This is a genomic window from Methylobacterium sp. J-070, assembly GCF_022829385.1.
GTDB lineage: Bacteria > Pseudomonadota > Alphaproteobacteria > Rhizobiales > Beijerinckiaceae > Methylobacterium.
The window spans coordinates 38,109-57,123 of record NZ_JAKSXX010000251.1; the positions used below are offsets into that span (position 1 = coordinate 38,109).

General features: G+C 68.4%; 16 protein-coding genes. 5 read left to right on the forward strand and 11 right to left on the reverse strand.

Annotated elements, in window-relative coordinates; genetic code table 11:
* Positions 1-113: 113 nt before the first annotated feature.
* From MKL01_RS29840 to MKL01_RS29865, 6 genes are all read right to left on the reverse strand, one after another.
* Positions 114-845 carry a hypothetical protein gene (locus MKL01_RS29840; protein WP_243908804.1) on the reverse strand — a complete coding sequence of 244 codons (732 nt, stop codon included), beginning with the start codon at positions 843-845 and terminating at the stop codon, positions 114-116.
* A gap of 305 nt (positions 846-1,150) precedes the next feature.
* A complete protein-coding gene (locus MKL01_RS29845; RefSeq protein WP_243908805.1) occupies positions 1,151-1,933 on the reverse strand; it encodes a winged helix-turn-helix domain-containing protein in 783 nt (260 codons plus the stop codon).
* Between the two features lie 256 nt (positions 1,934-2,189).
* Positions 2,190-3,737, reverse strand: coding sequence for an oligosaccharide flippase family protein (locus MKL01_RS29850; protein ID WP_243908806.1), 1,548 nt, complete (start codon positions 3,735-3,737; stop codon positions 2,190-2,192).
* A complete protein-coding gene (locus tag MKL01_RS29855; protein ID WP_243908807.1) occupies positions 3,724-4,893 on the reverse strand; it encodes a glycosyltransferase in 1,170 nt (389 codons plus the stop codon). The genes MKL01_RS29850 and MKL01_RS29855 overlap by 14 nt, the downstream gene beginning before the upstream one ends.
* Before the next feature lie 63 nt (positions 4,894-4,956).
* Complete coding sequence (locus MKL01_RS29860) at positions 4,957-6,165, reverse strand: glycosyltransferase (protein ID WP_243908808.1); 1,209 nt, start codon at positions 6,163-6,165, stop codon at positions 4,957-4,959.
* A 195-nt stretch (positions 6,166-6,360) separates the two neighbouring features.
* Positions 6,361-7,968, reverse strand: coding sequence for a GMC oxidoreductase (locus MKL01_RS29865; RefSeq protein ID WP_243908809.1), 1,608 nt, complete (start codon positions 7,966-7,968; stop codon positions 6,361-6,363).
* 401 nt (positions 7,969-8,369) lie between these two features.
* On the opposite strand from MKL01_RS29865, the gene MKL01_RS29870 reads away from it, so the two are divergent.
* The 4 genes from MKL01_RS29870 to MKL01_RS29885 all read left to right on the forward strand — a co-directional run bounded on the left by MKL01_RS29870 (position 8,370) and on the right by MKL01_RS29885 (position 12,100).
* Positions 8,370-9,584 (forward strand): glycosyltransferase family 4 protein, encoded by a 1,215-nt coding sequence (locus tag MKL01_RS29870; RefSeq protein ID WP_243908810.1) that lies wholly within the window; start codon positions 8,370-8,372, stop codon positions 9,582-9,584.
* Positions 9,581-9,778 carry a hypothetical protein gene (locus MKL01_RS29875; protein ID WP_243908811.1) on the forward strand — a complete coding sequence of 66 codons (198 nt, stop codon included), beginning with the start codon at positions 9,581-9,583 and terminating at the stop codon, positions 9,776-9,778. Before MKL01_RS29870 ends, MKL01_RS29875 begins: the two co-directional genes overlap by 4 nt.
* A 2-nt stretch (positions 9,779-9,780) precedes the next feature.
* Complete coding sequence (locus MKL01_RS29880) at positions 9,781-11,037, forward strand: DUF1501 domain-containing protein (protein WP_243908812.1); 1,257 nt, start codon at positions 9,781-9,783, stop codon at positions 11,035-11,037.
* Positions 11,038-11,143: 106 nt separating this feature from the next.
* The gene (locus tag MKL01_RS29885; RefSeq protein ID WP_243908813.1) at positions 11,144-12,100 is read left to right on the forward strand and encodes a class I SAM-dependent methyltransferase; all 957 of its coding nucleotides are present in this window, start codon (positions 11,144-11,146) and stop codon (positions 12,098-12,100) included.
* Between the two features lie 195 nt (positions 12,101-12,295).
* Here the strand turns inward: MKL01_RS29885 and MKL01_RS29890 are convergent, their stop codons facing one another.
* A complete protein-coding gene (locus tag MKL01_RS29890) occupies positions 12,296-13,306 on the reverse strand; it encodes an NAD-dependent epimerase (protein ID WP_243908814.1) in 1,011 nt (336 codons plus the stop codon).
* A 416-nt stretch (positions 13,307-13,722) separates the two neighbouring features.
* Between MKL01_RS29890 and MKL01_RS29895 the strand changes: the two genes are divergently transcribed.
* Entirely contained in the window at positions 13,723-14,394 is a 672-nt protein-coding gene (locus tag MKL01_RS29895; protein WP_313901499.1) for a Crp/Fnr family transcriptional regulator, read from the forward strand.
* 453 nt (positions 14,395-14,847) lie between these two features.
* Here MKL01_RS29895 and MKL01_RS29900 read toward each other — a convergent pair whose 3' ends face one another.
* From MKL01_RS29900 to MKL01_RS29915, 4 genes are all read right to left on the reverse strand, one after another.
* Positions 14,848-15,417, reverse strand: a complete 570-nt coding sequence (locus MKL01_RS29900) for a GtrA family protein (protein WP_243908816.1) — start codon at positions 15,415-15,417, stop codon at positions 14,848-14,850.
* A 38-nt stretch (positions 15,418-15,455) separates the two neighbouring features.
* Entirely contained in the window at positions 15,456-16,814 is a 1,359-nt protein-coding gene (locus MKL01_RS29905) for a hypothetical protein (protein ID WP_243908817.1), read from the reverse strand.
* On the reverse strand, positions 16,814-17,569 hold the full coding sequence (locus MKL01_RS29910) for an SDR family oxidoreductase (protein WP_243908818.1): 756 nt from the start codon (positions 17,567-17,569) through the stop codon (positions 16,814-16,816). Before MKL01_RS29910 ends, MKL01_RS29905 begins: the two co-directional genes overlap by 1 nt.
* 80 nt (positions 17,570-17,649) lie before the next feature.
* Complete coding sequence (locus tag MKL01_RS29915) at positions 17,650-18,972, reverse strand: FAD-binding oxidoreductase (RefSeq protein ID WP_243908819.1); 1,323 nt, start codon at positions 18,970-18,972, stop codon at positions 17,650-17,652.
* Positions 18,973-19,015 lie beyond the last annotated feature (43 nt).

A 19,015-nucleotide genomic window follows, 5' to 3' on the forward strand; every position in this document is an offset into this window, starting at 1 on the left:
GACGGCTTCCGTACTCTTTATTCAGAAGGCCAGGCGGCGCATCGCCGACGCATCGGGACCCGCGTGCCCCTCGGGCGCGCGGTCCTGCGATCGTGTGAGCGCGCGGACACGCTTCAGAGGTGCGGCTCGACGGTCGGCGCGGAATCGCCCACGAACTTCAGCAGACTGCGATCCCGCTCCGCCTTCCCGCCGCGATGCACGAGATCGAGGTAGTACTGCGCGTAGGGAAAGAACCGCAGCTGCGGGTCCGGGTATTTCCCCCAGATCAAGTCGGTCTTGCTGTCCGACGTTGGCAGCCCGTACTTACCAATGAGCGCCTTCCTGAAGATCTGAAGCGACGCCTCGTTGACCGCCCCATCCTGTTCGGTGGAGACTTGATAGATGAGCATCCGGCCCGGGTGGTCGGGCAGATCCTCCACGAAGTTGACCGTGACCCGACGATCCTGCTCGCGCCAGCTCAGCGAAGCCAGACAGTTGCGCTCCACCACCCGCGTGTTGACCACGCCGCGCTTGCGGGCCTCGCGCCATTGTTGGTCGTACGCGATCAGGTCGGCGGCGCACTCCTTCATGGAGATGTTGCGCTCGATCGCGTGGGTGCAATCCATGATCTTCTGCGTGTCCTCCTGGGTCATTCCCAGCTTCAGACCGCCGATATCGAACTGGCTGACGTCGCGCGTCTTCAGGGCTGGCCGGCTGATCGCCTGACAGGTCGTCTGGTCCGGCTCCGGCCGATCGGGGGGCGCCGGTTCGGAGGGGACTTCGACCCGGTTGGGATCGGACAGGAGAACCGCGCCCACCACGCCGCCGCCAAGCAGCAGGGCCAGGACACTTACAATCAGACGCATGGCCCTCAACAGACCTCCGAGGAGCCGCTCACCGGCGAACGCATCGTTTCGGCACCGAGGCGCTCGTCTCTAGCACGGTAGGAAGCGATGCGGCGATCCCGGGGGATCGCGCAGGCCTCACGCACCGGAACCACAATACGCCCCGGGCGCGCCCGCGACGATCCCGCGGACCCGGCGGGCTTCTGCGTTCGCGGCCGACGGGGCGGAAAGGGGGTCGGTGGACGTGCGTGCATCGCTTCCCAGGGAGATCCGCCGGACCTGATCCCGACCCTGGAGCCGCGCGTCTACGGATCCCTCGACTGCGGTCAACACGACGGTGCCTTCTCGACCTGCCGGTAGAAACCCACGTCCCGGTCCTGGGCGGGCACCGAGCCCACGCGCACGTTGCCGTAGGAGAGGCGGGACGCGAAGACGTAGCCGGCGCCCCGGACGGACTTGATGAGCTGAGGGCTCTTCGGGTCGATCTCGATCTTCCGGCGAAGACGCACGATCTGCGCGTCCACGACACGATCGAGACCGTTCCACTCGCGTCCCCGCGTGAGGTCCATGAGCTGATTGCGGGTCAGGACCTGCCCCGGATGCTCGACGAAGACTTTCAGCAACTCGTACTCGCCGGAGGTCAGCACCACGTCGTGCCCGTCAGGGGACGTGAGCTTGCGGCGGCTCGGACTGAATTGCCAGCCATCGAAGGAGAAGACCGGCTCGCCCGCGCTGCTGACGGGCTGCGCGCTGGGCTGGAGCCGGCGCAGGATGCTCTTCATGCGGGCGATCAGCTCGCGGACGTGGAACGGCTTCAGCACGTAGTCGTCCGCCCCGACCTCCAGGCCGACGATCCGATCGATCACGTCGCTGCGGTTCGCCATCATGATGAGCCCGACCTTCCAGGACAGGCTCCTCACTTCGCGGGCGAGCTGTAGCCCGTCGATGTCGGGCAGGACGAGATCGAGAAGGATGAGGTCGATCCCGTCATGTGCCAGGCTCTGGTGGACGCCGGCCGCACCGCTGACCTCGCGGACACTGAAGCCTTCCATGGAGAGTTGCCGAGCGAGCGCCAGGCGGCTCTCCTCGTCCGGATCGACGATGAGCACGCGGTGTGCTCCCGGCAACACACTTCGGGACAACCATTGTCTCCCAGCGCAGGCGAGACACGTCCCGCCCTGTTCATCGGAATAGCACGTATATCTGTCTGGTAATAGCATCATATGTGCGATTCCGGCTGCAAACTGTCAATCGTTGCGCAGACTGGTACAATCGCGAAGGATTCTGTTTCAGTCTCTGAAGTCGCTGGATTGTTTTCATACGTTCCAACGTGTGGACAAGTGCATGCGTCAAGCTTCGTTTTCATCATCCGGCCGACAACGCCGGCCGGGTGCGGAGGCGGGCCGCGAGCCGCGACCTGAGCCGGGTCCGCAATGCCGCCATGTCGCCGCCGAGCGCGCGCTCCGGCGTGCAGAGGAACAGGATCACGCTGGCGAGGGTCAGCGCGGCACCGCCCAGGATCTGAGATGGCCAAAAGCCAAGCGGGCTCGCCGCCAGGGTCAGCGGCACGTCCACGCACGCGACCGTGATCGCCCAGACGATCGCCGCGGCGTGCATGCGCAGGATCCGTGAACCCGCCATGCCGAGGCGGCGGGAGACGGCCCGCAGGGAGACGACGTAGTAGAGCGCGGTCGCCGCCGTCACCGCCCCCGCGACACCGTTGATCCCGAGGCCCGAGGCGCCCAGGGACAGGCCGACGATGGCCGTCAGGTAGAAGAGCTGACGGCTCGCGACGAGCCAGAGCTCGCCCTTCGCCATCAGGAGCGAGTCGGACACCTTGTAGCTGATCCGCGGCAGCAGCCCCAACGCGAGGAGTTGCAGAACCGGGATCGATTCCCCCCAGGCCGGCCCGAGGATGATCCGGACGGTCGCCTCGGCGTGGATGACGAGGGCGGTGCTGGCGACCGCGAAGGCGGGGAGGCTCGCCGCCATCGCGCGCTCGAACGCCTCGGCCTGGCGTGCCGGCTCGCTCTCCATGGCGGCGAAGGTGGGCAGGAGCACCCGGGCGAGGCTCGACCCGAGCACGTCCTTGGCGAGGTTCACCAGGGTGGCGCCCCGCGAGAACAGGCCGAGCGCGTGGGCGCCGAACAGCGTCCCGACGAGGAAGTTCGGGCTGCTCAGGGCGGCCCAGTTGATGACCTGCATGGTGGTTCCGGCGTAGCTCGCCGTCGCCAGATCCCGCGCCGCGGCGAGGGGCGGGACCTGGAAGCGGGGGATCCGGGCGGCGCGCGCCGTCAGCGCGGCCTCCAGGACGCTGGCGGCGAGCAGTCCCACGAGCAGCGCCTGGATCTGGAAGCCGGCCCAGGCCAGGATCAGGGCCGGCAGGACGTTCCCGAACAGGTTGCTCTGAAGGGCGATGATGGTGTTCTCGCGGAAACGCCCCTCGCGCTGCAGGATCGCCGACAGGACCGAGATCCAGGCGCGGAACGGCATCGTCAGCGAGGCGAACAGCACCACCGTCGCGGGAACGATCTCCCGGCCCGCCACCATCTGACCGATCTGAGCGATGAGCGTGAGCGCCGCCGCCAGGACCAGGGCGACGAGCGTGGCCAGCACCAGGGCCATGTGGACATGCGCCGTCGAGATCTGCGCCCGCTGCACGAGCGGCACCGCCACGCCCCCCTCGACCACCTGCGCGGCGAGGTTGGCGATGACCGCCACGAGGATCATCAGGCCGAAATCGGACGGCGACAGAATGCGCGCCAGGACCGCCGTCGAGACCAGGGACAGCATCATCCCGAGGAGCCGCGCGGCCGCGAGCCAGCCGACGCCCCGCAGCACGCCTTTGGACGACACGCCGACATGGGCGAAGGTTCGCGCGGACGATCGGGCGTGCCCGTCAGGCTCGGCCATGTTGCCTCCCGAGCAGTTCGGCCGACGCGGGCTCGGCCGGGCTCTGCGCGATGGTCCGGGTGAGCGTGCCGAAGACGGCTGCGGCCGAGACCGCGCCGTAGGCGTCGGCGATGTGCCCGGCCGCAGCCTGCCCCAGGGTGCGGCGACGATCGGGATCGGCCAGGAGGCCGGCGATCAGCCGGGCCACGGCGCTCGGCTCCGCCGGCATCGGCGCGTACAGGGCATCGAGCCCGTCGCGGGCGTATTCGAGCACCCCGCCGCAGGGGCTGGCGATCACCGGCAGGCCGACCATCATCGCCTCGGCGACGACGATGCAGAATCCCTCCTCGTCGCTCAGATGGACGCAGAGGTCGTGGTCCCGCGCCGCCTCGTACCATCGGGGCCGGAAGCCCGCGAAGGTCACGGCATCGCCGAGGCCGAGCGATGTGGCGCGCTGGGTCAGTCGCGGGCGGTCCGGGCCATCGCCGAAGACCGTCAGGGTACAGTCACGGCCGGCCGCGCGCAGGCTCGACATTGCGTCCAGCAGCACGTCCATCCGCTTGCGCGGGATGAGCCGTCCCGCCGTCACGAGCCTGACGGGCGTGCCCAGCGCGTAGTCGGTTTTGCGCTCGGCGTTCGCATCCGCGACGAACAGCGGCACCACCCGCTCGCGGCGCCGCCGCCGGTAGTAACGCCGCGTTCCCTCGAGCGTGACCCGGCAATCCGCCCAGACCTCGTCCACCCGCGGCGACAGCAGCCACAGCAGGGCCGCGTAGACGGGCGTCAGCCGCCCGGCCTCCAGCTTGGCGATATGCTCGAAGGCGATGCAGCGGACGTGGCGGGCGCCGAGCAGTGCCAGGCGCCCGATGATGTTGGTCTGCCGCAGGGACAGCACCACCGTCTGCGGCCGGAAGGTGCGAAGCGCGGCCCGCAGGGCGCGGAACCCCCGCCAGAGCGCGGCGAGGGTCAGCTTCGGCCCGTGCGTGAGCACGGTGACGTTCTCCGCTCCGACCAAGTGCTCGATGGCAGCGCGCAGCTCCGGCGAACCTTCGTGGAGCCCGATCACCCGGACCTCGCAGCCCTTCAGGAAACCATGCTCCAGCATGGTCCGGAGGCCGATCTCAGCGCCGCCCTTGTTGAACCCGTTGATGACGTACAATACGCGGCACTCGGACATCGTCCTAGACCTCGGTTGATCTCGTCGGCGGACGCGAGCGATGGACGATGTCGAGCGCCGCGTTCACGACGCGCTCCGGACGTCGAGGCCCCCGGCCGCCAGCGTCGGGGCGCCCGCCGCGTTGCGCTTGCCCCGCAGCGCGCTCCGATAGATGTCGTTCAGCCGCAGATACATCCGGTCCGCGCCCCATTCGCTGAGATCGACGGCCGCCGCGTTGTCGGCCATCCGTTGCCGCGTAGCCTCATCGTCGAGGAGGCCGCGGATCCGCGCGAATAGGTCAATGAAGTCGCCCTGTGGGCAGAGGTAGCCGTTGTGGCCGTGGTGGAGGACGGCCTCGATGCCGGGCAGGTGGAAGGCGACGATCGGCCGACCGGTGGCGCAGTATTGCACGATCGCCCGCGGAAGCCCCTCGCGCTCGGAGCAGTAGACGCACAGGTCTGCCGAGGCGATCAGGTCGCTCGTCGCCTCGACGTAGCCCAGGATCTTCACGCGCTGCGCGAGGCCTCGGCGCTGTACCATCTCCTCCAGCGCGTCGCGCTCGCGCCCTTGCCCAGCTAGCAGGAAGGTGGTGTCGGCGAACCGCGTCGCCTGCGCGGCGATCTCGTCGATCAGGCGGGCATGCTGCTTCCGGGCCTCGTAATTCGCCAGATACAGGACTTTGAAGGTCCTGTTGTCGTTTCCGGGGGCAGGTGCCCGGTTCCGGTCCGCCAACCTCTGGAAGGCGCCGATGTCCATGCCGCTGGCCACCACGTGGTGCACGTCGGCGCCGCCCAGACCGTGGGCCACCGCGATGTCGCGCATGCCGGCGCTGACGCTCACGTACTGGTCGGTGGCCCGCACGAGCGCCCGCTCCAGACCGAGGTAGATCGCCCGCTGGGCGGCGCCGACATTGACGAACGGCAGGATATGGATGCCGTGGATCACCGCGCTGGAGCGCATCCGGATCGCAGCGGCGCGCCCGAGGATGCCGGCCTTGCTGGTGTGCGTGTGGATGATGTCGGGGCGAATCGCCTGGAGATGCATCCGCAGCGACATCAGGGCGGCGGCGTCGGCGATGGGGTTGATCGGCCGGACGAGGCTGGGGATGCGGATCGTGGTGACGCGCGGATGGGCGCGGGCCAGCATCTCCGGCTCGACCTCATTGCCGCAGAGGAGCGTGACGTCGTGGCCGCGCTCCGCGAAGGCGTTGCACGACAGCATGGTGTTCTCGTCGGCGCCCCCGCGGATCATGCGCGTTATGATATGGGCGATCTTCAAACCAGGATCCGCCATCCGCCGCTCCCACCAGACCGGAACAAGTTGGCGTTAAGCTAGTCGTCTTGGCTCACTAGGAATTGATTTTAGTCATGCGTTTCAGGTTTTTAAAACCGAGTATGCCGGCGCCGTACCAGTAATCTTACAAGCTATAGCGAAGGTTGTAGCGTGGGCCCGGGCGATCGTGATTCGCGCGGTGCGTCAGGCTCGGCGTCAGGCCACCCGGAGTTCGCGGACGATGTGGTCGGCGCAGCGGTGCGCCAGCTGCAGGATGGTCAAGGTGGGGTTGGCGCTTCCGGCGCCCGGGAACACCGAGGCGCTGACGAGAAAAAGGTTTTTCACGGCGTGGCAGCGCAACGTCGCGTCCACCACCGAGCGGGTCGGATCGATTCCCATGCGGGTCGAGCCGGCCGGATGAGAGGCGTCCCGCGCCGCCTCCAAGAAGCGGTCGCCGGCGGCTTCATCGTCCGCCTCCCACGCGATCGGGCTGGAGCTCGCCAGCCCGGCCTGCGACCAGAACGTCTTGAAATGCCGCAGAGCCGCGAGAAAGGTCCGCCGATCGGCATCCGTCGGCGCCCAGGTCAGACGAACCAGTGGGACACCGTAGGCGTCGGCGCGGTCGGACAGGGCCACCCGGTGGGCGGCGCTCGGAGATTGCTCGATCCGCATCTCGGCCGTGATGCCGATTTCCGCCGAGAGGTAGAGTTGCCGGTGGCGCAGGCGCCAGAACAGGAGCCGGTACAGGGTATCGACGTCCAGGGCCTCGCGCAGGACCTGAAGGTTTCGATGCGGCATATTCCTGCCCTGCAGCCTCCCACCAAGATCGCGCAACGCTCTGTAGATCGATCGGTCGGGCATCCCGAGGCGGAAATCGATGTAGGCGCTGGGGATCGCGAGTTGCCGCTGCGCCTGTGCACTCAGCTCGAAATGGAGGTTGCGGCGCGTCGAGCCGGCCAAGTGGTAGCCGAAGAGCCGATTCGTTGCGCGGATGTCGACCGGATAGACCGTCCCGACCGGGACCTTGAGATGGTCGTTGAAATAGTGGCCGAGCGCGGTGCATCCCGCGAAGGCGCGCTCGCCCGAGATCCGATTCAGCAGGAGGGTGAGGCGGGTCGTCTCGATGGTGCCGGCCGAGAAGATGAAGTACCGGGCGGTGACCCGCAGGCTGGCTCCGCCGGGGGCACGGGCGACGACCTCGCGGACCTGCCCAGTCTCGGCATCCAGCGCGAAATCGTGGGCGGTCGCGTTGAGGTAGACGGCGGCCCGGGCGCCGGCGAGGACCGAGCGGCGCAGGGCCGTGGCGATGTTCCGGTTTCGGAACGTCGGGAACTTCGCGAAGCGGCAGCTCACGTCGGCATGCCGCGGATAGATGCCGAATTTCGGCCAGAGACGCGTCAGATCCGTCAACTCGAAGGGGCGGTGATCGAGGTCGAACAGCGTCTCGACCGAGGCCGTGTGGGCGTCCAGCTCCTCGGGCCGGATCGGCCAAGCATCGATCGAGGCATATTCGCGCGCGCCGAGGTCATGTGCGGTGAGGGGCAGGAGCCGGCCTCCCCACAGGGACGAGGCGCCTCCGATCAACCGGACGCGGCTGTCGCGGGCGCCGGCGTAGCGGCCCGCGCAATCCTCGATGTCGTTCAGCGCCTCCAGGCCTTCGTCGCGGGCGTGCGCGCCGCTCTCGAGGACGCAGATCCGGACTCCGGCCACGGCGCTCAGCCGCTGTGCGGTGGCGAGCCCGGCCATGCCTCCGCCGACGATGCAGACGTCAACCTCGCGCCGTAAAGTCGCGCTGTTGGCATCTGACAGGTTGAAAACCGTCACTGCCCCATCCCCTTCAGCGCTACGTAAGTAGCCACTCAGCAACAGTCATGCCATCCGGGACCTCAAGGTCAGTACAGTTCTCAACGGACCGTTTTTCGACTGTCTAGACGATCGGACATTCATCGAACGCGTCGCGAAAAGGGCCGCCGATGACGCCGACACAAGATCTGCACCGATGCTCGGATGCACAGAGAATGCATTTTCTGGATCTTTCACGGTCATCCGATGGTAACAGAATATGCACGCCCGAATCTTCAATCAGGCTGCAATCACAGTCGCAAGAACGGCCCTTGAGCGCCTTGACCTTTGTCAAGCGCCGCACCTTACGGCTGGTCTACCGTGGCGATGCCGAGCACGGGGACGACCTGCGTGCGCCGTCGCGAACGGGATGAGCTGCTTAAATGCGCATCGTATTTCTGATGCCGAGCTATTATCCGGACAGCTTCGGCGGCGCCGAGCGTCAGACCCGTATCCTCACCCGCTCCCTGCGCGACCGCGGCGCGGCGATCACGATCCTCGCCCCGACCCTCCGGCCCGACGCCGCGGGCGTCGTCGAGGAACCGGAGGGCCGGGTGGTGCGGCTGCTGATGCGCAACGATCCCGCGCTCGGGGGCCGCTACGTCGTCTCGATGCTGCATTTCTGGATCCGGGCGCTCCTCTGGCTCGCCCGGCATCGACGCACCTACGACGTCATCGCGATCCAGCACCTGCGCCTGCATGCCTGGCCCGGGATCGTGGCGGGGCAGCTCTTCGGAAAACTGCTCTCGGCCAAGCTCGGGCGCGGCGGCGCGCATATCGAACTGCGCCGGCTGCCGGCGCAGAAACTGCCCTTCGGGAAGCTCGTGGTCGCGCTTGCGCGGCGTTCGCGCCTGGTCTTCGTGGCCAACAGCAGCGAGATCGCGGGCGATCTGGCCGACCTCGGCATACCGGCCAGCCGGGTCGCGCGGGTGCCGAACGGCGTCGAATGCCCGCCGGAGCCCCGGTCCGCCTTCAGCGCGCCGGACGGCGCACGCGTGTTCGTCTACGCCGGTCGGCTCGCGACGGAGAAGCGCGTCGACAGGCTGATCGAGGCGTTCCGGATCTTCGCCGCCGACCAGCCGGCCACCTTGCGCATCTTCGGGGACGGGCCCGAGAAGGCGCGGTTGCTGGCGCTGGCCGCCGGTCTGCCGGCGGTCCGCTTCATGGGGGTCACCGACGACCGTGATGCGATCTACGGCGACGCCGCCTTCATGATCCTGCCCTCGGATTCCGAGGGCATGTCGAACACGCTGCTCGAAGCCATGGCTTACGGCGCCGTTCCGATCATCACCGACGTGAGCGGCGCGGGCGACCTCGTCGTATCGGGGCGCTCCGGGATCATGCTGGCGGCCAATACCCGCGAGGGGATCCTGGAGGGCCTGTTCACGGCCGCCCGCCTCGATCCCGCCGCATGGGGTGCGATGAGCGCCGAGGCGCGACAGCGCATGTGCGAAAAGCACGCGATTCCCGTGGTCGCCGACGCGTATCTGCGCCTCTACCGCGCGATGGCGGACGACCGGCTGAACCGGGTGCCCCCCGCGCTCGGCCGCGGGATCGGCGACACGGATCCCGGCCTCTCGGCCCATGGCGGCCGATGATCGCCGGCGCGCAGGTTCACCGGCTGATCCGGCGGGGCGGCGACCTGTCGGACGTGAACGGGCCAGCCGGCGCTGAGGCCCGGCGCCGGCAGGCCGGACCGAACCGCGCCGCGGCCGAGGGGCAGCGGGCCGCCGTAAAACCGAGCGAGGCCGTAGGCGGCCTGCTCCTCTCCCCCGAGTTCCAGCGGACATGACCATGGCGTATGGACACGGATTCAGGCCGACCCGGCGCAGCCTCGCCTTCGGGGCCGGTGCGCTCTACGCCTGGGCGCACGCCCCCCGCTTCGCGCAGGCCACCACGGGGCGCGATCCCCGTCTGCTCGTGGTGATCCTGCGCGGGGCCCTCGACGGATTGTCCGCCGTCGCCCCGATCGCGGACCCGGCCTACCGGGGCCTGCGCGAGACCATCGCGCTGGAAACCAGCGGTCCGCGGGCGGCCCTGCCTCTCGACGGCTTCTTCTACCTGCATCCGACCATGACGGAGACGGCGCGCCTGTTCCGCGAGCGCAAGCTCTCCGTGGTCCACGCCGTCGCGACGCCCTACAGGGACCGCTCGCATTTCGATGGGCAGGACGTCCTTGAGAGCGGGGCGCCCAAGCCCGGCGCAACCCGGACCGGATGGCTCAACCGGCTCGCGGCCCATCTGCCGGCCGGCCGGACGCTCGGGCGGTCCGAGGGACTGGCGGCCGGCCAGGGTGTCGACGGCCTCGCGGTCGGGGCCTCCACCCCGCTGATCCTGCGCGGACCGGCGCCCGTGCTGGCGTGGTATCCGTCCGAGATGCCGGCCGCCGCCAGCACGCTCTACGACCGCATGGAGCAGGTCTACGCCCACACCGATCCGAAGCTCGCCCAGGCGCTCGACCGCGCCCTGGAGACCGATCGCATGGCCGCGGAGGCCGGGATCGGCGCGGGCCTCAACACCCGCAACCAGCCCCACGTCCAGGCCGCGCGCTCGATCGCGGCCGGAGCCGCCCGATTCCTTGTGCGGCCGGACGGACCGCGGGTGGCGGCCCTGTCGTTCGACGGCTTCGACACCCATGCCCATACCGGCGGAGCCTCCGGCCGGCTCGCCGACCTGCTTCAGGCCCTCGATGCGGCGTTGCAGGTCTTCGAGACCGAACTGGAATCGGTCTGGCGCGACACGGCCATCGTGGTCGTCACCGAGTTCGGGCGGGCCGCGCGGCTCAACGGCACCCTCGGCACCGATCACGGCAATGGGACGATCGCGCTGCTGGCGGGCGGCGCCATCGCGGGCGGGCGGATGATCACCGACTGGCCGGGCCTGCGCGAGAATCAGCTCTACGAGCAGCGCGATCTGATGCCGACCCTCGACCTGCGCGCCGTCCTGAAGGGCGTCGCGATGGATCTGCTCGGCGCGTCCGACGCCGTTCTCTCGCGGGACGTCTTCCCCGGGACCGAGCACCTGCCCCCCGTCCGGGGGCTGATCGTCTAGGGCACGGGGCGGGAGGGCCTATCCCGTTGTCCGAAACCATCGTGCTCTGACGGATATACAATCGGTCGGCGTGGCGGCCGTTCGGCCCGAGCGTGGAGTTCCTGGGATGCTGGCAAGCTTCGAAGATTACGCGGGTCTGTTGCGCCATCCCGGGCGCCCCGAGGAGCCGGTGGTGGTCACGCGGGGCAACGCCGGCGCCTTGCGTGCCGCCTCGGCCCTGTCCGCCTTCCCGGTGGTCCACGGACAACCGGTGCTCATCGATTTCGAGCGGAGCGTGGTCCGGCGGACCGATTTCGGCGAGGCGGACATTGCCCCGCTCATCGACCGCAAGCCGCATTCCGGCCTGCGCCAGGCGGTCAAGGCACTCTTCCCCTCGACCAAGCGGAGCCGCGCGAATTTCAGCGCCCTGATCGCCGCGACCAAGGCTACGACCGCCGATCCCATCATGGTCGTCGTGGGGGGCGGCACCCGCGGCGAGGGCTCCCGCGACCTCTACGCGGACCCGGCCCTGAAGGTCATCGCCTTCGACGTCTACCCGAGCGCGGACATCTCCTTCATCGCCGACGGACACGCCATCCCCCTGGCCGACGCGTCGGTCGACGCGGTGGTGGTGCAGGCGGTTCTGGAGCACGTGGTCGACCCGGCCCGGATCGTCGCGGAGATCGAGCGCGTGCTCAAGCCCGGCGGCCACGTCTACGCCGAGACGCCGTTTCTCCAGCACGTTCACGAGGGGCCGTACGACTTCTGGCGCTTCACCGAGAGCGGGCATCGCCTGCTGTTCCGTGCCTTCGAGCCGAAGGCGCGGGGTTCGCTCGGGGGCACGGGCCTCTCGGCCTACTGGGCGGTCCGCGCGCTCATGCGGGACCTGACGCGATCCCGGACGATCGGCGGCCTGATGTCGCTGCCGTTTCTGCCGCTGGCGTTCCTCGACCATCGGCTGCCCGAGGCGCGGCAGGTGGACAGCGCGAACGGCGTCTACTTCCTCGGCCGCAAGCCGGACGGGGCCGCCGCCGCGACGGACAGCCTGCATCCGCGCGACATCTATCTCGGCTACCAGCGCTGAGATCGATCGCCTCGGGCCTCCGAGGGCCGATTCCGCGAGCGACCGGCGAAGCCGCTGGCGGGTCCCGCGGCCGCGCCTGCCGCCTCGTGTCGACGCCGCATGCGGAGCGGGCGCGGATCAAAGTGCCGCCCTGGCCCCGCGCCTGAGCCGCCGCCGTCGCGGCCCGGATCCCGCGCGCGAGACCCGGGATCGCGATCAGACGCCGTAATAATCCCGATACCAGCGCACGAACCGCTCCACGCCGACCTCGATCGGCGTGCTCGGCGCGTAGCCCACCGCCGTCGCGAGGTCCTCCACGTCGGCGTAGGTCGCCGGCACGTCGCCGGGCTGCGCGGGGAGAAACTCCTTCAGCGCCTTGCGACCCAGGCAGGTCTCCAGGACCTCGATCAGGTGCAGGAGCTGGACGGACTGGTGATTGCCGATGTTGTAGACCCGGTAGGGTGCGTTGCTGGTGCCGGGATCGGGCGCGGTCGAGTCCCAGGCCGGGTTGACCTGCGCGGGTTTGTCCGCGAGGCGCACGATGCCTTCGACGACGTCGTCGATGTAGGTGAAGTCGCGCATCATCTGGCCGTTGGCGAAAACCTTGATCGGCTCACCCGCCAGGATCGCGCGCGTGAACAGGAACAACGCCATATCCGGCCGACCCCACGGCCCGTAGACCGTGAAGAAGCGCAGGCCGCTGCACGGGATCCGGTAGAGGTGGCTGTAGCTGTGGGCGAACAGCTCGTTCGACTTCTTGGTGGCCGCGTACAGGCTCACCGGATGATCGACGTTCTGGTGCACCGAGAAGGGCATCTGCGTCACGGCGCCGTACACGGAGCTGGACGAGGCGTAGAGGAGGTGCTCCACCGGGTTGTGGCGGCAGCCTTCGAGGATGTGCAGGAAGCCTTCCACGTTGCTTTTTACGTAGACGTGCGGGTTCTCCAGCGAGTAGCGCACACCGGCCTGCGCCCCGAGATGGATCACCGTTTCGAACGCGTTTGTCTTGAAAATATCCTCCATGGCCGCGCGGTCAGCCAGATCGACCTTGCGAAAATTGAACTTTTCATGAGCGTTAAGATCTTTGAGGCGGCTCTCCTTGAGCGCGACCTCATAATAGTCATTGAGATCATCGACCCCGAGGACGCTCCGCCCCTGGTTGAGGTAGCGCTTCGCGACATGATAGCCAATGAAGCCGGCGGCGCCCGTCAACAATATAGGCTTCATGTCATGCTCCGGTACAAGGGTCGAACTTCGAGGATACGTTCCGGAATTCTTTAGACCATTGCGAACACAGCCGCCATGACAAATGCCAAGAACCTTCTCGGAAAAGCCACGATCCGCGCAGCGACTGATCTGGAAATTTCGAAACCCCCGCGCTAGTTCATCGAAAAGTTACCGATAGTGCCAGAAACGCCCAATACAATTGCAATTTCTGCTTCATCGCTGTGCAACTGACCGCCCGCGAAAGCGTCATTGTTACAAATCGTCGATATCCTGTTACGGACTGTGGATCCGCGTGACAATTGAGCACGCTGGAGTTATCCGCCTGTGCCATCGCGTGCCTAAGCTATTAACGTATTCTTAATAGTGTTGAGGTGACCGCCGTGGAATGTCTGGCTCCGATCACCTCGCGTCCGATTGTGCGCAAGGCGCTATCCGACAGACAAACGCGCACGATAAGCCTTCGCTCTGAGTGCTCGGATCGTCCCACGATCCTGTATCACGCGGGTCAGAAGGTGTTTTGGGAGGACGATCAGGCGAATTCTGTGTTCCTGGTCGCCGACGGCGTCTTGCGGATATCCCGGTTCCTTCTGGATGGTCGCCGCGGGGTCATCGGCTTCGTCTTTCCGGGGGACGTGATGGGCCTTTCGGCACGTGGGAAGCACATCTACTCGGCTGAAGCAGTGACGAATTGCTACATTCACGCCCTGCCGCGCGAGAAGCTGAACACACTTCTCACAGAGAGCCCAACGCTGCGCGACGAGTTCATCTCGGAGCTGTGCGCGGAGGTGTCGAGGACGCAATCCCTCGTGCTCAACCTCAGCCAGAAGAGCGCGGAAGAGCGTGTCGCCAGCTTCATCCTGGAACTGGTCTCCAAGGGCGAGCGCCGGACCGGCAGCAAGGTCGAGATCCGGATGCCGATGTCGCGGCTCGACATCGCCGACTACCTGGGCCTGACCGTGGAGACGGTCTGCCGTTCGCTGGCAAAGCTCAAGAAGGCTGGACATATCCGAACCGTGGGGCGCGACATCGTCCTGATCGAGCGTCTCGCCGATCTGAGAGACTTCGCCTGCGCCGACGGGACCTGCTGACGCGCGGGCGGATCCCGACCGGGATCCGCCATCATCGCCCCCTTGTGGGCTCGAACGCGCGCCAGGGCGGAGTCCGGACCGCGTGACCGGCCTCGTCCGGAGCAGCGGGCGATCCGCAGGCCGCGGGCACCGGATGGGGCGCAGACGGCGCGGATGCCGGTGTTAGATTCCAATCTGTTACAGAGCCGCGACGAGGGTGGCAGGCCCCCGGCAGCTCAGGCAACCCCCTCTCGCCTGGCGATCGCCCAGCGGACCCTGGGGCGCCGCTTCAGGGAACGCCCGGCGACAGGGCTTTTCCATCGCCGACACCGCGACCTCACAACCAGCGGGATCCACCGAAGCGTCGGATGAGCCGCGACGACGCCCGTCGACCATTGAGGCGGCCAGGGTCCGCCCACTTCCGCATGGGACCGCAATCCGCGCCCTACCGATGTCCTCGAACTGTGCCCTGCCTCAAGCCTGCGCGCTGGAACTCCGTCCGTCTGCGGACTGCTTGAACACGAACTGGCCGTCGAGGATGAATTTCGTCGTGTAGCCGCACAACAGAACGAGCGTGCCGATCACGTAGTAGAGCGCGCACTCCCCGTATTTGTAATACATGAGACCCTGGGACGCCAGATAGAGACCAGTCATAAGGACGCTGGTGCAAAGATAAAGCACCATGACCCAGAGTTCCTGTCTGTGGTCCGACGAGGTGTGGTAGAAGATGAAGTTCCGGTCGAGCAGGTACTTCGCCGCGAATCCAGCTCCGGTCCCGGCGAACAGCGCGACGTAGATCGCCGAAGCGCCGGGGATCGTCCGCAGCATGAGGAACTGCATCAGCCAGTTGATCGCGATCGACAGGAGCGCGAAGACAGCATAGCGCAGGATCAGGGATAGGCGATCGAGGGGCATGTCCATGTCCTTCCGGGAAACGGCCCGCGTACGCCGCACCGGGCCCGGCAGCCCCGGTGCCGGGCGATCATCCGATGCGGCGCTGCGCGCGCCCGGCTCGCGCGGGGATACGTCGGGCTCCGGGAGCACGTGCGGGCCCGTCGCGGATCGGTCGGACGAGGCAACGGTCACGCGGGCTGCCTCGCATCCGGCCCGGGGGCCACGGACGGCTCGCGCGCGGTTTCGCATGTGCGGAACAATCCGCCGTAGGCCCCGAGAAGGAGCACGATCACGAAGTGCCGGACGAGCCCCTGCGTCAGCACCATCGGCACGAGGAGCACGCCGCAGAGGACCAGGAACGAGACCGCGCGGGGGTGGTGGCGCTCGACCCGGCCGGCGGCGAACAGGCCCGCGAGCCCCAGGGCGACCAGCATGGCGTAGGCGACCCGATCGGCCGTCCCCGATACGATGCAGCCGTAGCGGCCGTCGCCGAGACAGGCATCGCCGACAAGCAGGCCGACGACGCGCTCGCCCAGCCGTCGCAGGGCGCCGACCGGGTCGGCGGCGATCTCGGAGAGCGCGATCGCCTTGAAGATCCGGCGCTTGTTCTCGTCGTGCAGCCACTGCTCGTAGCGGCTCGCCGGAACGGCCAGGGGCCGGGGATAGACGACCCGGTCGCCATCGGCGTAGCGGCGCTCCATCTCGGCGAAGAGCTGGTCGTCGGCTTCTCCCCGGGGGGCGGTGCGCAGGTACGGATTGTTGTTGCGCGCGAGGTTCTCCTCGGCGGTCGTGGCAAACAGCACGAGCCCCGTGTGCAGCGAGTTCTGCACCGCGAAGTAGGGCCCCGCCACCGCGAGCAGCGCGGCGACGAACATCCAGCGGCGGCGGATATCGAGGAGGGCGAGCAGCGTCAGGTACGCGGCGCAGAGCGCGAAGACGGCGTGGGTCAGGCAGGTCAGGCCGGCCAGAGCCCCCACCGCCGCGTATGCCAGAGGCCGCGCCCGGTCGGGCTTGGCGGCCCGGAACAGGCGCCCGCGCGCGATCGCCGTACTCGCGAGGCCCACGAGCAGGACCGCCAGGTTTTCCGGCCGGACCTGGAAGTAGGTGGTGGTCCCGGCCAGGAAGCACGCGGGGATGACGAGCGAGAGCAGCCTCGGGCGCGGGTCGTCGATCATCCGCGTGAACAGGGCGAAGCCCGCGAAGACCAGGGCGACGTTGACGAGCCGCAGCCCGGGGACGCCGAGGCCGAACGCCGCCTCGAGGGCGCCCATCAGCGCCGGATAGAGCGGCGGCCAGATGCCGCCGCCATAGGCGGTCGCGAAGAGATCCAGACTGAACTCGCCCCGCCATATTCGGGCGAAGATCATCGTCCGGCGCAGATGCTCGGTCTCGTCCGAGTAGGTGATCCCGCTCGACAGGATCCCGTCGTGGGCGAGGACGACGAGGGCGAGGGCGAAGATCAGCGCCAGACCGATCAGATCCAGGCCGCGCAGGCCGCGGCCCGCGCGGATCGTCCCGGAGGCGGGTAGCGTCGATGAGGCGCCCATCAGAACTTCAGCCGCATGAAGAGAGGTTCGGGGAGGAGGCGGATCGGGAGCATGATCCAGCGCCAGCGGCCCAGCGTGTAGATCACCGAGCGGCGGCCGAGATGCGCGCGCACGATCTCCCGGGCGACCTGCGCGGGCGAGGCGGTGAGGACCGGCGGCAGCTTCATGCCGCTCGTCATCCGCGTGTCCACGAAGCCGGGCTTGACCGTCAGCACATGGATGCCGTGGGCCCGCATCCGGGCCCGCAGGCCCGACAGGAACGCGCTGAACCCGGCCTTGGCGGACCCGTAGAGGTAGTTGGAGGCGCGGCCGCGATCGCCGGCGACGGAACTCACCCCGATGATCGTGCCGGCGCCCTTCTCCTGCATCCGGTTGGCCACGGCCGAGAGGATCAGCACCGGGGCGACGTAGTTCGTCGTCATCACCGCCTCGGCGAGGGCGGCGTCGCCCTGCGAGCGTTCCTGCTCCCCGAGCAGCCCCGCGACCGAGATCACGGTGCCCGGCACGACGGTCAGGCCGTCCAGAAAGCGGGTACGGCTGTCGGGATCGAGGAGATCGAGATCGACCGAGCGCGCGCTCACGCCGTAGCGGGTCTGCAGATCGAGGAGGTCGGCCTGGAGGCGGTCCGGCTGGCGGGCCGCCAGGATCAGGGCGGCGCCGCGCTTGGCGTATTCGTGCGCGAGGGCGAGGCCGATATCGGACGTCGCGCCGACGATCAGGACTGGGGACATGTCCGCGGCCATGACCCCGCTCATGCCCGCGCCTCCGGCCGACGTGGAGGTCGCCCCTGACGGGAGCGACGGACGGCCCGGAGCGGGATCCACGATGGTCCGTCTCATAGCCCGAGCCTCTCTGATTGAACGGATCTGAACCGCCGCCGCGGGTCGTAGCGGTCGCGCGTCCGGGAGAACTCCTCGAGGCGCGGATACCCGTCCCGCAGGAGCCTGGCGCCGCCGCGGGCGTCCTTCGCGAGATAGAAGCGGCCGCCATGGGCGGCCACGACCTCGTCGAGTTCCGTGAGCAGGCTGAAATTGCCGGCGTTGGCCTGGAAATCCAGCGCCAGCGTGTAGCCTCTCATCGGGAACGAGAGCGGACCCCGCGCCGCCTCCCCGCACAGTTTCAGCACCGCGAGGAACGAGCCGGTGCCGCGGGCGGCGATCATCGTGAGCAGTTCGCGCAGGGCCTCGTCGCAGGACACCAGCGGCAGGACGCACTGATGCTGCACGAAGCCCTGCCGCCCGTAGATCCGGTTCCAATGCAGGAGCGCGTCCAGGGGATAGAAGAACGTCTGGTACGAGACCAGGTTTCGGCCGGCCTTCGCCCGCCCGTAATAGGCCGCGTTGAGTGCGCCCATGCTGTAGCGGTTCAGGGCGAAGCTCGGAGGCGACAGCGGTAGGGTGCGGCTGCGGCGCGGCGCGTCCTCGTAGGCGCGCCCCTCCCGGGCCGGCGGCAGGTCGCCCAGGGCGGCATGCTCGCCCCTGTAGACGACGCCGCGGCCCAGGTTGGCGCCCCGGGCCAAGCAGTCGATCCACGCGACCGAGTAGGTCGCGTCGGAGGCGTCCTCCAATGCGCTGAAGGTCTGCGCGAGATCGCGGGTGCGCGTCGTGTGCTGGACGACGAGGTCGGTCTCCACCGGCCGGAGGCGGAAGGTGGCGCGCAGGATCACGCCGGTGAGGCCCATGCCCCCCTGCGTCGCCGCGAACAGGTCCGGATTCTCGTTGTCGCTGCAGCGCACCACGGAACCGTCGGCCAGGGCGAGGTCGATGGAGAGGAGATGGCGCCCGAAGGTGCCGTCGAGATGGTGGTTCTTGCCGTGGACGTCGCTGGCGATGGCCCCCCCGACCGTGACGAAGCGCGTGCCGGGGGTGACCCAGGGGAACCAGCCCCGCGGGAGGAAGACCTCGATCAGCTCGTCGAGGGTCGTGCCGGCCTCGCAGGAGACGACGCCGGAGGCCGGATCGAACGCTGCGATACGGTTCAGCCGCGTGGTCACCAGCGTGGCGGCGCGATTGAGGGCGGCATCGCCGTACGAGCGCCCCGCACCCCGGGCGATCAGGGTCGGATTCCGTCCGATCGCACCCATCAGCTCCGCGACGTCGCGCGGGCGGGTCACGGTGCAGTCCACGCGTGGATAGTTGCCCCAGCCGGAGAGCATCATCGCGGGCGGCCCTCGCGGACGGCGTCGCAGGTCGTCGCGGGTG